Here is a 15,910-nt window from a genome sequence, read left to right on the forward strand (position 1 = left end):
AAAAATCCCGATTGTTAATCGGGACTTAAAATTTATACTTTCATGATTTCAGCTTCTTTGTGAACCAATAGATCATCTATCTTTTTAATGTAAGAGTCTGTTAATTTCTGAATATCTTCTTCAGCTTTTTTACAAATATCTTCAGAAGTTCCTTCTTTTTCTTCTTTTTTGATGTCGTTATTAGCGTCTTTACGGGCATTACGAATACTGATCTTAGCATCTTCCGCTTCGGTTTTAGCCTGTTTAACCAAGTCCTTACGTCTTTCTTCCGTTAAGGCCGGAATATTAATGATAATGTTCTCTCCGTTGTTCATAGGGTTTAATCCCAAATTAGCAATCATAATTGCTTTTTCAATGGTCTGAAGCATTGATTTTTCCCAAGGAGTAACTGTCAACGTCCTTGCATCTGGAGCACTAACATTAGCCACCTGAGATAAAGGAGTTTGAGAACCGTAGTATTCAACAAATACACTGCCTAACATTTGAGGTGTGGCTTTACCGGCTCTGATGTTTAAAAATTCTTTTTCTAAGTGAGCAATAGAACCGTCCATAGATTCTTTTGCCGTGTCTATAATTAAATTGATCTCTTCTGTCATGGCTTAATTTTTATAATTTGTTTTTTAGTAAAATTATATAGTAACAGTTGTTCCTACAATTTCGCCTTCACACACTTTTAATAAATTACCGAACTTATTCATGTCAAATACAATGATAGGTAATTCATTTTCCTGACTAAGGGTAAAAGCAGTAGTGTCCATTACATTCAATCCTTTTGCAATTACATCGTTAAAAGAAATAAAATCAAATTTTACGGCATTTTGATCTTTTTCCGGATCTGCGGTGTAAACACCGTCAACACGCGTTCCTTTTAAGATAACATCAGCATTGATCTCGATACCTCTTAAAACAGCAGCTGTATCAGTTGTAAAATAAGGATTTCCGGTTCCGGCACCAAAAATAACGATTCTTCCTTTTTCCAGATGTCGCGTAGCACGTCTTTTGATATACGGTTCCGCAATAGCTTCAATCTTTAAGGCAGTTTGCAAACGAGTTTGCATTCCGGCTTCTTCTAAAGCGCCTTGCAGGGCCATACCGTTAATAACTGTTGCAAGCATGCCCATATAATCACCTTGTACGCGATCCATACCATTGCTGGCTCCGGCAACACCTCTGAAAATATTTCCTCCTCCTATTACTATGGCAATTTCAACCCCTTTGTCGTGGATCGTTTTAATCTCTTCAGCATATTCTGCTAAACGTTTAGGGTCAATACCGTATTGCCTGTCGCCCATAAGAGCTTCTCCACTCAATTTCAGAAGAATTCTTTTATATTTCATTGTGTTGTTCCTTTAGTGGTGCAAACTTAAACAAATTTACAATATACTCAAAAAATGTATGCGAATAACACGGAAAGCATGTCAAGACAATTGCTCCTTTTTTAGTATTTCCTCGTATGATTTTTTAGCCTCTTCATATCCGATATCAAAAATGGTGCTCATTTTACTTTTACTGGTCTCAAAAGTACCGAAATCAGCTAAAGCTTTCGGTTCTATGACCCAATCACAAAGATTGAACTTTTGATAATTGGCATGACCGGAAAGCAACTCAAATGCACGTGTTGTTACAGATTTGATGGAATTAAGTTCCTTTTCTTCAATATTGTGTATCGGGCTTACATAAATGCCGATGATACTTTCACAATTCCCTTGCAGCAGGTCTGTCGGAAAGTGGTTCAGGATACCACCGTCACTATACAATTTTCCGTTAACTTTGTAAGGAGACAGTACTCCGGGAAAAGAGGCGGAAGCCAAAACAGCATCTGTCACTTTTGTATGCTCGCTGAAAATTTTAAGCTTTCCTTTTACAAGATCGGTAGCTGTAATTTTAACAGGGATCGGCAGATCTCCGATCTTAGTATCCCCGAAGATCTCATTAAAATACAATTGAAAAGATTCGGAATCAATTATGCCCGGTTTTTTCAAAGTAAAATGTTTCCAGTGAAATAGATAAATAGATTGAAAGAAATTCAGGATATCTTTCGGAGTTTTCCCAAAGGCATACATAGCAGCAATGATGGCACCGGCACTGGTTCCCGACATTACTGTAGGTTTAATTTTTTGTTCTTCTAAAAATTGTAAGGCACCCGCGTGCGCAATTCCTTTAGAACCGCCGCCGGATAATGTAATGCCGATAGTTTTTGTTTTAACATCCATTTGTAACCAAACTAACAAAGAGTATTCAAAAATAGAATTAAATTTGCCAAAAATGTCAGGAATATGAAAAATAGTATAAAAAATGCTTTACAAGATAGTTTTAGCTATCCGGAATATAGAGAACACATAGCAACTCTTTTAGCAGATGGAAAGGTTACCGGACATACTCAAAGTGAAGCTTTACTGGGCTATACGCAATTGAATGAAACCCGTATGAACCGTCTGGATAAGACTTTGGCTGTTTTGCCGGAAGTGCAGGAGCAATTGAATGCGCTGCCTAAAACGATAACTTGGTTAGTATTAGCAGAAGGTTGGTGCGGCGACGCGGCACAGATACTTCCTGTTTTGAATAAAACAGCAGAGGCAACCGATAAAGTTGTATTAAAGATCGTTTTACGGGACGATCATGACGATCTGATGAACCTGTTTTTGACCAACGGAGGCAAGGCGATCCCAAAAGTGATCTTATGGGATGCGGATGCGGAAGAAGTAATCGGCAGTTGGGGGCCAAGACCTGAACCAGCTCGAAAAATGATCGCAGATTATAAAGCGGAACACGGAGTAGTGGACGAACCGATTAAAGTAGAATTGCAAAAATGGTATTTAAAAGATAAAGGTGAAACAACTCAAAGAGAACTTTTAGCTTTAATAGAACAAAACGTATTAGTGGAATAGAAATTGAAATTACTACTGTTTTTTTTAAAGCCGATACTTAATCTAAGTATCGGCTTTGTTCTTAGTTTTTGTTGTGGGGCTTAGGGTAGTACAGAAAAATTAGTGAAAGTTGTTTTGCCAATTTTACTTTTTTACAAATCGTTGTATTTCTTTACCCTCATGGGTAACAATTTCTATGAAATAAGTGCCGGAAGCAAGATCACTGACATTAACAGGCAGCGATTGCGTTGTTTGGATCAGTTGACCGGATTGGTTATAGATAGTAGCTTGAACAAAAGAGAGGTTGTTTTGAAAATTAATGTTTATAAGGTTTTCTACAGGATTAGGGTAAAGCGTGAAAGAGTTAAGTATAAAAGTTTCTGAAGCTAAAACTGTTGTCAGATCATATACTTTAACCTGTCCGGAGTCCGTTCCGTTTGTATTGTTTCTGGGTGCGCTAACAGCGAGAGAAGAACCGTCTCCTGAAAGGGAAACACACCAACCGATACGGTCAAGATTGGTGTCAGATATAATATCATTACCTAGTTGTTCCCAAATAGAACCGTTATAATGATAGGCTCGTACATACTCATACCCTCCGACAGCACCGAGATAAGAGCCGGAACTAAGGAAAGTTCCGTCATGAGAAAGGCTTACAGAGCCTCCGAAAGAACCATAAAAAACATCGCCTTGTATTGTTTGACCTATCTGTTGCCAGTCATTTCCATTATATTGAAAGGTTTTTACAAATCCGTTTCCTCCACCGGGACCTCCTATGGCAATAATAGTTCCGTCATGAGAAAGACTTACAGAGTTTCCGAAATAGTTATAATCATATTCTCCGTTTATATCGGTACCGAGTTGTTGCCAGCTAAGACCGTTAAAACTATAAATTCTGACATGTCCGGAGTTAGCACCTCCTCCGTCATTGTAATGAGCTCCGCTTGCTAGTATTGTTCCGTCAGCAGAGAGCGCAACACTTTTTCCGTTATAATCGCTGATTCCTTCTTCATAAAGGATCTGTCCCATTTGTATCCAGCTATACCCGTTATATTGATACGTAACAGTGTAGCTAGGGACTGTACTGCTATTTGAAGGAGCTCCGATGGCTAAAATACTGCCATCGTCAGATAAGGCTATAGAAGCGCCTAAGTATTCATACGCAGAGCTCCCTGTTATATCCTGACCTATTGCTGTCCAATTGCCTCCTGAAAATTGATAGATACTTACCTTTCCTACATACAAAATATTGGTTGAATAAGCTATTGATCCTACGGCTAAAATTGTTCCGTCTGCTGATAAAGAAAGAGAATTTCCGAATTGTTCATTTGGGTTGCCTCCTTCCAGTTTTTGTCCGATCTGTTGCCAGTTGTTTCCGTTCCTTTGATAGACTTTTACATAGCCGGTTAAATTGTTACTATCCGGAGTGCCTACCGCCATGATCGTTCCGTCTGTAGATAATGAGACTTGGCTGAGCAGGTCATTTGCATTTTCACCGTAGATCGTTTGCCCTATTTGAGTCTGTCCTAAAAGGGTAAAAGAACATAGTAACAAGATAAAAAGTATTGTTTTTCTCATAATTATTTTTAAAGATTACTATCGTAAATTTTGTTTTATGAAAGCAAAGTAAGCCCAACAAGTTGTTGGGAGTCTTTATTTTGTATTCAATTGAACATAGTGAGTTTTGAACTGATTTTTTGATGTGTTGAAAATGATGTAAAAAAGAGAAAAGTTTTGGTTCATAAAAACCGTAGCCAAAAAACTATTACGAAAAATTTGCTACAACTTTTGTATCCAAAAAAATCACATTAGAAAAAAATCACACGTTTTGTAGCAAAAAAATAGTTTAAAAAAAATGCCACAATTGTTGTGTTAAAAAAAATCTATCAAAAAATTGACACAAAATGCCGAAAAAACAATTTTGAGTAGGATTTTGACATTGTGTTGATTTTTTGTCCATTGCATTTTTTTAGATAAAAACTACAGTTTAAAAAAAATACACAGATAAAAAACCTTAAAAATTCAAGAAACATTTAAAATATCCAGTTAAAACTGAAAAAACCGTAAAAACAACTATTTACCTTTTCGTATTACAAAAAAAACATACATTTATCCATATTTAATTACAAATCAAATGCAATGCGAATAAAATTACGCTTAACCGCTATTTTCCCTGCATTATTGATTCCTGCCATTACTTCAGCGCAGGATATCCTATGGGAAAAGACCTATGGAGGCAAACATGCCGAATACTTATACGATGCCATACGACGCCTGACTACGGATTTATCCTGGCCGGAAGTTCGGTTTCCGGTAAAAACGGCAACAAAGACGAAAAGAACAAAGGCGATCTGGATTACTGGGTCTGGAAGATGGACGAGCACGGCAATTTGGACTGGCAAAAGAGCTTTGGCGGCAACAAAGAAGACCTGTTACAAAGCATAGCCCTTACCGGTGACGGGGGATTTATCCTCGGCGGTACTTCCGCTTCCGATAAAGGTTCCGACAAAACCGAAAACAGCAAAGGCAAAGAAGACTTCTGGATCATCAAGCTCAATGCTAAAGGCCAACAACTGTGGCAAAGAACCATTGGCGGCAGCGGAATGGAAAAGCTTTTAAGCATTGCCCAGACCAAAGACAACGGCTATATTTTAGGGGGAACTTCCTCTTCCAATAAAACGATAACTCCGGAAGGACAAACTCCCGATTTGTATGGTAAATCAGAAGATTCGCGAGGGAATCTGGACTTTTGGGTCGTAAAACTCAGCGAAGCCGGAACGATCGAATGGCAAAGAACCATCGGTGGGAAATATGTGGACGAATTGCGCAGCATTCAACCAACTACAGACGGCGGTTATATTTTGGGAGGCTATTCCAACTCTCCGGCTTCGGGCGATAAAACAGAAGAGAACTACGGTTTGGGAGACTACTGGATCGTGAAGCTCGATGCGCAGGGCGAGATCGACTGGCAAAGAGCCTACGGCGGGGAAAAGGACGATAATCTGAATGCTTTGATCCCTACCCGGGATGGCGGTTATTTGTTAGGCGGGAACTCCAATTCCGGAGCGACGTATTCCAAATCGAAGACCAACCGTGAAGGAACCGATTTCTGGGTGTTAAAGATCGATGAGTCGGGTGAGATCGAATGGCAACAAACGTATAACTATGGCAAAGCCGATATCTTAACCTCACTGGTAGAGAACAAAGACGGTACGTTTATCATTGGCGGTTACGCCCAGAGTGAAGCGGACAAAAGCGGACAAAAAACACCTGTTAAAACCATCAGGAAAGACAAAGAAGGGATCAACGATTATATTGCTTTAAAGATCAAGCCTAACGGAGAGGAGCTTTGGAGTCAAACGGTAGGAAGCAAAGGCGATGAAGTGATGAAACGCTTGCTGGAAACCCGCGATGGAGGTTATCTTTTGGCAGGGACCTCAAACGGCACTGCCTCAAAAGACAAAAAGACAGCCAAAGGCGGTAATGACTTTTGGGTGGTAAAGCTCAAAGACAAGGACAAGGAAGAGAAAGCCCGCATTGACCTGGAAGCGGTACCGAACCCGACGGAATATTTTACCAATGTAATTGTAAGCTTTGACTACAGCAAAGGAACAGCGACTTTATACGATTTGAGCGGAAGAACAATCAGCCGTACGGAGATCAAAGGCGAAAAAACGATACCGGTAGATTTGACCAACCTACCAACCGGAATCTACGTAGTAGAAATAAAAACAGATACCGAAACCGGAGGTGTTAAAGTGATTAAAAAATAATTGTTATGAATATAAAAAAAGTTTTCTTAATATCATTAATGTTTACAATCAATCTATTTAGCCAAAATTATTCTTCTGAGAATAGTTCTGGTCAATTCTCAGATGATGTTTTAAAAACAAATGATGAATCTACAGTAATAAAACTTCTCGATGTAGATTATAATGGAATGAGTATTCCTATAAATATTATTTATTCACATAGAGGGTTAAAAGTTAATGATGTTCCTGGACCAATCGGTTATGGATGGACAATACAAAATATAGGAATGATTGATAATATTATAAATCATAAAAAAGATTCTAAACAAGATGGATGGTTTAATTCATCCAATCCTGATTTTAGTTCATTTTTCTATAGTGACAATTGTCAGTCAGATTGTCCTCAAAGCCTTAGCTATAATGGTGAAGATATTTCTCCTGACTATTTTTTACTGACAACTAGCTTAGGTTTAAATTTTGATTTTTTATATAAGAAAGATAATGGAATTATAGAACCTGTTATTTTAAATAGCATCAGAAAAACAAAAATTAACACATTCTTTAATAATTTTATTAATAGTGCTTCGGAGCAAAATTCAAATATAGTTTTTGAAATCACTGATGATAAGGCAAATACATTAAGTTTTAAAAACGGTCCTATAATTAAAGAACTCTTTAGAAGTGGATCAAATGATTTTAGAAATAGATTCTATTTAGATTCTATTTATAACTGTTCAAATGGAGATTTTGTTACTTTGCAATATTTTGAAAAAGAAAAAAATATAACTGATTTTTATCATGTAGGTATTAACTATCAGAATATTAATGATATAAATTCAAACACTCTTATTCATCAAGACTATATTAATAATATAGTTCATAATCATTCTACAGATTACTACTTAATACAGGAAAAATATTTAACTCCTAAAACTATCAAAACAAATAATTTAAAAGTTGAATTTATTTATTCCGATGTAAATGACTATTTAGAAGAAGTAAATATCTATGATCAATTTGAAAATTATGTTTTTGGATATAAGTTTTATTACAATACTTCAAATTTTGGAAATGGTTTGGATTTATGGAAAATAAATAAAGTAAGCTCTAATTATCAAGAAGAATTGTTTTATGAATTTGAATATTTTGGTTCTCAAAATGTAGAAAATAATATGGGGTATTATGAAGATTTTTTTGGTTTTAATAATGGTATACAAAATAATAATTTCTTGCCTTTAAGTATTAGAAAAGCTGATGGTACTATACTTATAGCAGGAAATTTATATCCTAATATTGCTTACGCAAAATGGGGAATGTTGAAGAAAGTTAAGAACCATTTTGGAGGAATTGTTGAGTATGATTATAAATTAAATGCTGAAAATCACAGTTATTATGGCAATGTTTATGGAGGAGGTTTATTAATTGAGTCTATAAAAAAATATTCACAAGGAGGGAAAATAACTTATACTAAATATGAACATAATGGTATGTCAGGTTTTTGCTTGTTAACAGATGAATTTGCAGCACATTATGTTACTCAAGCTGGAACAAACAGAAAATTTTGGTCGGGGAGTTATATTTTAAGAGAAATAGACGGGAGTAATTCAACGCAAACTTTTTATATACCAAATATTCATGAAAGAGGGAATTTTTTTAGCAAAGTGACAGAAAAAGTGATTGATTATGATACAAATGAAGTTGAATATATTTTTGAACGAGAATATACTTCAGATTTTGAAGGTGTAAACAGAAACAAAATCCTAAAAAAAGAAAGTATTTTTAACAAAGCTGAAATGTTACAGAGCGAAAGAGTATTCAATTATGAATATTCTACTATAGATACTATAAATAGTGCAAAATATAGATCAGAATCAAGAAATTCTGGTAGTGTTATGTATTGGCTTATGAGCAAAAAATTAAGTCCAATTATGATAAATAGGAATAGACTAATGGGAATAACTAATACAAAGTATGAAGGGAATGATAATACAGAAATCACATATACCTTAACTAATAATATTATATCAGAGAATATAAATTATCAATATATTAATAATGATAATTTGATTTTAAGAAGTGAAACGAAATCTGTATCAGGAGGAAACACCTATCAAACTAATTATTATTATCCATTTGATTCAAATGTTTCATCAGAACCGTATGTTTCTGACTTGAACAATAAAAATTATGTAGGTATTCCTTTATTACAAGAGGAGTTTTTAAATACTGAAAAAGTTTCTAAAGTAGTTCAAGTCCAGAAGAAATGGGCCCCAAATATATTTTTAACAGAGACAAGTAAAGTCGCTAAAGGGGATAATGATTTAAAACCTCTTTTTAAAGTAAATTTAGTTAATGATACAAATGGCAATATATTAGAGATGGAAAATAATATAGGGATAAAGACTGCTTATATTTGGGGGTATAATAACAATGAATTAGTAGCAAAGATTGATAATTTTGGTTATAATGATATTCCTCAAAATTACATCAGTGATATAGAAGCAGCATCTAATGTTAATGATGAAATAGCTTTACTAAATGCTTTAAATACTTTACGAAATGCCTCAGTCCTTGCGGGAGCAATGATTACCACTTCTACCTATAAACCACTTGTAGGGATAAGTACTATAACTGATCCCAGAGGCAATACAACAACCTATCATTATGATAGTTTTGGCAGGTTACAATACGTCAAAGATAAAGATGGCAACATCTTAAATGAAAATGAATACCATTATACAAATTAAAGCAAGATGAAGAAGTTATTTTATATAGTAATACTACTACCTGTTCTGGTTTTGGGACAAAGTCCAGATCAGAATTATATAAAAACCACGGCTTACAAACAAGCCAGTACAACACCGTTAAGCAATCCTGAGGCAGATGAGGCAGCGGTGCAACTAACGTATTATGACGGATTGGGACGCCCTATTCAACAAATAGCACACAAGCAATCAAATTCAGGAAAAGATATTATTAATCATTTTGAATATGATCAATTTGGTAGGCAAACTAAAGATTTTTTACCTTACGTAAATCAAGGACCAAGCTTAAATTATAATGATACTGCAGGTAGTGAAGTTTATGATTTTTATAACCAGCCTGAGTTTGAGAACACATTAAATCCATATACAGAGAGTAAACTGGAAATATCCCCTTATGAAAGAGTTATAAAGGTTGCTTCAGCAGGAAACGACTGGACAATGGACTCAGGTAAAGAAATAAAATTGGATTATCGTACAAATGTAGAAGATGAAGTAAAGTATTTTAAAGCAACTGCTACTTGGAATGTAACATATAGTATTTATAATATAAGTATTATTCAAAATGCTTACTACACTGCTAATGATTTATATAAAACTATCTCTAAAGATGAGAACTGGATTAGTGGACTAAATCATACAACTGAGGAGTTTAAAAATAAACAAGGACAGATAGTTTTAAAACGTACCTATAATAATAATACCCCCCATGATACCTATTATGTATACGATCAATTTGGAAATCTGACCTATGTATTATCTCCATTGACTAATGGGAACATAACTGCAACTATTTTAGATGAATTATGTTATCAGTATAAATATGATAGTAGTAATCGTTTAGTAGAGAAAAAATTACCCGGTAAACAATGGGAATTTATTGTTTATGACAAACTGGACCGACCTGTGGCAACCGGACCGGCATTTACGCCTTACGGAGGAACCGACATCGGTTGGTTAATTACAGAATACGATGTATTCGGACGAGTGACTAAAACCGGATGGAAACAAATGACGGTCAATGCCAATACCCGATACACCAATCAAAGCAGTATTAACAGTGGCAGTAATCCGTTTACTTTATCACAAAATGAAGTTTTGACAGAGAATTATTACGACGATTATACCTTTGCCGGAGCCCCTACTTTGCCTAATGATGTAGAAGGACAAACACTGGCAACTAATGTTAAAGGATTACCCACCGGAACATGGGTACGTGTTTTAGACACACCGGGAAGTACTACAGCAGAGACTTTCTATATCTTATACGATGACAGATACCGACCGGTACGAACCTATACCACCAATCATTTAGGCGGTTATACGCAGGTAGATACCAAACTGGACTGGGCAGGGAAAGCGCAATACACTATTACCCGACATAAATACAACAACAGTTCAAACGAAGTGGTAAAGCGGGATAATTTTAGTTATACTCCTCAAGATCGTCTGGAACTACATACCCAACAGATTAACACTGAACCCGAGCAGTTAATTGTAAAAAATACCTATGATGAACTAGGACAATTGATTCGCAAAAATGTTGGCGGAACAGATATTACGGGAGTAAACGCTTTACAAACGGTAGACTATGCCTACAACATCAGAGGGTGGTTAAAAAGCATAAACGATGTAAACACTTTAGGAAATGATCTTTTTGCTTTTTCTATAGGATATAACGATCCACAAGAAAACCCGGTGGCACTTTATAACGGAAACATATCGGAAACGCTATGGAAAACGGCTAACGACAATATATTACGTTTTTATAATTATGAATATGATGCATTAAACCGTTTAACCGTTGGTAATTATTTAAAAGAAGGAGGAAATTATCATGATAGTTACCACGAATCTGTAGCTTATGACAAAAACGGAAATATACTTAGACTTCTCCGTCACGGAGACAGTGACGCTAATGATTATGAATTTGTAATAGACGATCTGACCTATACGTATAGAGCAAATTCTAATCAATTAGATAAAGTATTTGACAGTACTAATGTGCCACAGGGCTTTAAAGATGACAGTGACGGTATAGAAGACCCTGATGATGACTATGGCTATGATGCTAATGGTAATATGTTTAGAGATACCAATAAAGGGATTACCGGAATCCGTTACAATCATTTGAATCTTCCGGTACGCATTTTATTTGAAAATGGATTTGAAATTCAATATCTTTACGATGCTGTTGGGACCAAGTTGCAAAAATATGTCTACGGAAACAACAACCCTACGACACAGTATTTAGTCGGAGGTTTTCAGTATTACAATGGTTCTTTGAAATTTTTTCCACACGAAGAAGGTTATGTAGATGTTTTAAACGGGCATTACCATTATGTATTCAATTACACCGACCACTTAGGGAACATTCGTTTAAGTTATAGCGATGCCAATGAAGATAATATGGTAGATAACAGTGAAATACTGGAAGAGAACAACTACTATCCTTTCGGATTAAAACACACGGCGTATAACACTAACGAGCAGCAGTATATTGAAGATCAAGCTTTAAACCAGATCATTCTGGAAGACCTTCCTAAATATGAGGGAGACGGTTCATATCAGTATAAATACAACGGCAAAGAATGGCAGGATGAATTAGGATTGAACTTCTACGATTACGGTGCAAGGAATTATGACTCTGCTTTAGGTCGTTGGATGAATATTGACCCACTGGCAGAACAAATGAGAAGATATTCCCCATATAATTATGCTTTTAATAACCCTCTACGCTTCATCGATCCAGATGGAATGTCTCCATATAGCTATGATTCAGAGGAATATTTAGATGGAAGTGATTGGCATTGGGAAGGGAACAAATTGGTTCCTGATAGGGGAGATAATTTAACCACTCGTAATGAAGATGGTTCTGTAGGACATTATACTTTTGATGGAGTAGATTGGCAGGGAGAGGGTATCGATATGCAAGGGAATGAGTTTGTGGGGACAGGGTCAAGTGGTGGAGAAGGTGATTTTGAAGTAGAGGATAATGATGATTTGATAAGCGGTATAGATGTTAGTACAGATGAAGTTGATTATTTCGGACTTTCGGTTAGTACAGTAGGAAATGTTAGTAGTGCAGTTTCTGGCTTTGCTATGTATAGGGTAGCTAGTTCTTTTAAGTCTAATAGTAACTTGTGGAGCTTTCAAAAATTAGATGTAAGACAAAAGAATTGGAGAATAAATGCTGTTTTAGGACCAAATGGAAATGCTGCATTAGGAAAATATGGATTGAAGATTTTAAAATATTCTAAAGTTGCTGGAGTTGTCGGGACTACTGTTGGAGTTGCTTATTCTGGATATAAAATATATAAAGGGACTGCTACAACAATAGATTATGTTGATGTAGGTGTAGGTGTTACATCATTAGGTGCTACTTTATTTTTAGCAAGTAATCCTGTTGGTTGGGCAATAGGTGCCGGTGCAGCTATTTATTTTACGGGTAGACTTGTGTATGACTTAATAGAAGAAGCAAATGATTAAATTTTTTAAAAAAATATATTACTCTGTATGGGCAGATGCAATTAATTATGAAAGAATAAAAAATGGTGGTGAAGATCATTGGAAAACTTTCACATTTGCCTATATGTCTATTCTCATGGCATTAAATATTTTGGCTATTTTGAGTGCGTTCCTGTATTTTACTGGATATGACATATTTTTAAGTATGATTTCAAAAATAGAAGAAAGAATAACTTTGAATGAACGATTAATTAGTATTATTTGGTCAATTCTAATTTTATTTTTACCAAGTTTAATATTTACATACTTTTCTATTTTCTACAAAAAAAAATATAAATACATTCTTGAAAATTATGAGTTCAAAAATGGAAAATTATTATTAATATATTTTGTTGTTACCATAATAGCTTTCTTTGGTTTTAGCTTATTAAATAAATTTGGATAGTATGTTAGTAATGAGTGTGTCAGATAAGTTAATTTAATTGCAACAAGGTAAAAAAGGTATTAATGAATATACTTTTGATGGAGTAGATGGGGGTATCGATATGCAAGGGAATGAGTTTGTGGGGACAGGGTCAAGTGGTGGAGAAGGTGATTTTGAAGTAGAGGATAATGATATGTCTTCTATTGAAAATAATTTCGATTTCGATTCTATCATTAATGATAAAGATTTTAATAAAGTGAAAAGTGCGACTGCTGTTAGTTTATCGAAGGTTTCTAGTGTAACTAATTTGACCGAAACATTATTGAAACAACAGATTATTAATAAGTATAAAAAAGGTGGTGATGTAATTGAAGCATTAACAGATTATCATAGTTTGTCTCGCTTAAAAGGAGCAAATAAATTTTTACAAAAAGCTGGTTATCTTGGATTAGCAATAGATGGATTGCAATTAGGTTCTAAAATTAAGAATGGGACTGCTCAAAATAGTGATTATGCTAGATTCGGGATTAATGCAGCGTTAACATTTGTAGCAATATCTAACCCTATAGGTTTAATAGCAGTTGGAGGCTATGCTGTTTTTGACTATTATTATGGAGATCAATTTTGGAAATCAACAGGAATAGATAATTAAATATTAAAATGAAAAATTTTTATCATTATTTTTTTTATAAGTTATATAAATTTGTGTCATATACAAGTAGCCCTGAATTTGCATTAAATGGTGCAGTTATTTATTTGTCAATAGCATTGTTTTTTTATATTCTGACTTTGGATATTTATTTTGAATTATTTTTAAATATATATAAGATTCCAAATAATAAGTTTTCTATAGTAATGTTAATACTTGCAATATTTATTTATTATTCAAATTATTATTACTTCAAAAGACCGTCATTAATTTCTCAAATTGATGAAAAGTTTAGAGGCGAATCTAAACAGTCAGATTTAATAGGCAAAATAATTGTGTTTTTAACAATAATAGGTTCAATTGTGATTTTTATTTTTGTTGGTTATATAGGCAATAAAAAATAATTTTTTTAAATAAAAGGATGGACTAAAATGTCTATCTTTTTATTTAGTACTAAAGTTATTAAAGTTTGTAATTTTTATTGTGTCTATTGGTAATCTATTTTTTTGTTAAAAAATTTTAAAGTAATATTTGGAGTATTATTTCTAATTATTTAGGCTTGTAACTCTGTTAAGGTTAAAACCAAATCGTATAATACTTCCAGTGCAACAATAGATTTTTTAGCTATAGGATAAATAAATCATTAGGCGCTACTTTATTTTTAGCAAGTAATCCTGTTGGCTGGGCAATAGGTGCCGGTGCAGCTATTTATTTTACAGGTAGACTTGTGTATGACTTAATAGAAGAAGCAAATGATTAAATTTTTTAAAAAAATATATTACTCTGTATGGGCAGATGCAATTAATTATGAAAGAATAAAAAATGGTGGTGAGGATCATTGGAAAATTTTCACACTCTCTTATATGTCTATATTACTTTCTATCAATATTGCAACAATATTAAGTGCTATACTATATTTTACTAATTATGATTTGGTATCTAAATCTTATGATCTATTAACATCTTATTTATCTAAAAACTCTCAAAAGAGCTTCTTATGGTATATTATAATATTACTTATTCCAAGTATTGTTATTACTTATTATACCGTTTTTTTAAAGGAAAAATATCGTGTTATATTAGAAAAATATAAATTCAAAAATGGTAGATTAATTTTTATATATTTCTGTATAACTTTTATAACTTTTTTTGGTTTTAGCTTATTAAATAAATTTGGATAGTATGGATTATATAAGTAATGAGTGTGTCAGATAAGTTAATTTAATTGCAACAAGGTAAAAGGTTCTCCTACGGGTAGCTGGGTAAGAGTGTTAGACGACCCGACCGCTACCACGGCTACTGTAAGTTATACGTTGTACGATGACAAATACCGCCCGGTGCGGACTTATACCGCCAATCATTTAGGCGGTTATACCCAGGTAGATACCAAACTGGACTGGGCAGGACAGGTGGACTATACCCTGACAACCCACCAATACGATGCCAATGCAGCGGTAGTTACCGTAAAGGATATGTATACCTATACCGACCAAGGCCGTTTGTTGCTGCACAAACAGCAGATCGACCAGACTGCTGAACAATTGATTAGCAAAAATACCTATGACGAACTGGGGCAATTGATCAGCAAAAATGTTGGCGGTACAGACGTTACGGGAGCAACCGCTTTACAAACGGTAGACTATACCTACAACATCAGAGGTTGGTTGACAAACATTAATGATGTTAATAATATTATGACAGGCAATGACCTGTTTAACTTTAAGATCGATTATAACGACTATGCTCCTCTGGCGATCCATGATGCGGCACCGGATGCTTTGTATAACGGAAACATCTCGGCTACGTATTGGCGAACGGCAAATGATAATGTCTTGCGAAAATACAACTATTCGTATGACGACTTAAACCGATTGACCAATGCAGATTATCTTAAACCGGAAGCAACAGCCGTTTTTAACAACTACAAAGAACAAGTAAGTTACGATAAGAACGGTAACATAAAAACCTTGGTTCGAAACGGAGACCGC

General features: G+C 34.6%; 12 protein-coding genes and 1 pseudogene. 9 read left to right on the forward strand and 4 right to left on the reverse strand.

The window, feature by feature from the left end; all coding sequences use genetic code 11:
* Nucleotides 1-32: 32 nt before the first annotated feature.
* The 3 genes from frr to NHF50_RS07930 form a co-directional block, all read right to left on the reverse strand.
* A complete protein-coding gene (gene frr, locus NHF50_RS07920) occupies nucleotides 33-596 on the reverse strand; it encodes a ribosome recycling factor (protein ID WP_109569178.1) in 564 nt (187 codons plus the stop codon).
* A gap of 33 nt (nucleotides 597-629) precedes the next feature.
* Nucleotides 630-1,337 (reverse strand): UMP kinase, encoded by a 708-nt coding sequence (gene pyrH / locus NHF50_RS07925; RefSeq protein ID WP_109569179.1) that lies wholly within the window; start codon nucleotides 1,335-1,337, stop codon nucleotides 630-632.
* 81 nt (nucleotides 1,338-1,418) lie between these two features.
* Nucleotides 1,419-2,213 (reverse strand): patatin-like phospholipase family protein, encoded by a 795-nt coding sequence (locus NHF50_RS07930; protein ID WP_109569180.1) that lies wholly within the window; start codon nucleotides 2,211-2,213, stop codon nucleotides 1,419-1,421.
* Between the two features lie 63 nt (nucleotides 2,214-2,276).
* On the opposite strand from NHF50_RS07930, the gene NHF50_RS07935 reads away from it, so the two are divergent.
* Complete coding sequence (locus tag NHF50_RS07935; RefSeq protein ID WP_109569181.1) at nucleotides 2,277-2,888, forward strand: thioredoxin family protein; 612 nt, start codon at nucleotides 2,277-2,279, stop codon at nucleotides 2,886-2,888.
* A 123-nt stretch (nucleotides 2,889-3,011) separates the two neighbouring features.
* Here NHF50_RS07935 and NHF50_RS07940 read toward each other — a convergent pair whose 3' ends face one another.
* Entirely contained in the window at nucleotides 3,012-4,445 is a 1,434-nt protein-coding gene (locus NHF50_RS07940) for a T9SS type A sorting domain-containing protein (RefSeq protein WP_252775637.1), read from the reverse strand.
* Between the two features lie 638 nt (nucleotides 4,446-5,083).
* Here NHF50_RS07940 and NHF50_RS07945 point away from each other — a divergent pair.
* The 8 genes and pseudogenes from NHF50_RS07945 to NHF50_RS07980 all read left to right on the forward strand — a co-directional run.
* A complete protein-coding gene (locus tag NHF50_RS07945) occupies nucleotides 5,084-6,640 on the forward strand; it encodes a T9SS type A sorting domain-containing protein (protein WP_252775639.1) in 1,557 nt (518 codons plus the stop codon).
* A gap of 5 nt (nucleotides 6,641-6,645) precedes the next feature.
* Complete coding sequence (locus tag NHF50_RS07950) at nucleotides 6,646-9,366, forward strand: RHS repeat domain-containing protein (protein ID WP_252775641.1); 2,721 nt, start codon at nucleotides 6,646-6,648, stop codon at nucleotides 9,364-9,366.
* Between the two features lie 6 nt (nucleotides 9,367-9,372).
* Nucleotides 9,373-12,870 carry a DUF6443 domain-containing protein gene (locus NHF50_RS07955; protein ID WP_252775642.1) on the forward strand — a complete coding sequence of 1,166 codons (3,498 nt, stop codon included), beginning with the start codon at nucleotides 9,373-9,375 and terminating at the stop codon, nucleotides 12,868-12,870.
* Nucleotides 12,863-13,294, forward strand: a complete 432-nt coding sequence (locus tag NHF50_RS07960; RefSeq protein WP_252775645.1) for a hypothetical protein — start codon at nucleotides 12,863-12,865, stop codon at nucleotides 13,292-13,294. The genes NHF50_RS07955 and NHF50_RS07960 overlap by 8 nt, the downstream gene beginning before the upstream one ends.
* Before the next feature lie 37 nt (nucleotides 13,295-13,331).
* Nucleotides 13,332-13,925, forward strand: a complete 594-nt coding sequence (locus NHF50_RS07965) for a hypothetical protein (RefSeq protein ID WP_252775647.1) — start codon at nucleotides 13,332-13,334, stop codon at nucleotides 13,923-13,925.
* 8 nt (nucleotides 13,926-13,933) lie between these two features.
* Entirely contained in the window at nucleotides 13,934-14,326 is a 393-nt protein-coding gene (locus NHF50_RS07970; RefSeq protein WP_252775649.1) for a hypothetical protein, read from the forward strand.
* A gap of 348 nt (nucleotides 14,327-14,674) precedes the next feature.
* Complete coding sequence (locus tag NHF50_RS07975; protein WP_252775651.1) at nucleotides 14,675-15,103, forward strand: hypothetical protein; 429 nt, start codon at nucleotides 14,675-14,677, stop codon at nucleotides 15,101-15,103.
* 87 nt (nucleotides 15,104-15,190) lie between these two features.
* Nucleotides 15,191-15,910: pseudogene (locus tag NHF50_RS07980) on the forward strand (hypothetical protein); the annotation flags it as partial.

The organism is Flavobacterium sp. NRK F10 (assembly GCF_024054235.1).
Taxonomy (GTDB): domain Bacteria; phylum Bacteroidota; class Bacteroidia; order Flavobacteriales; family Flavobacteriaceae; genus Flavobacterium; species Flavobacterium sediminis.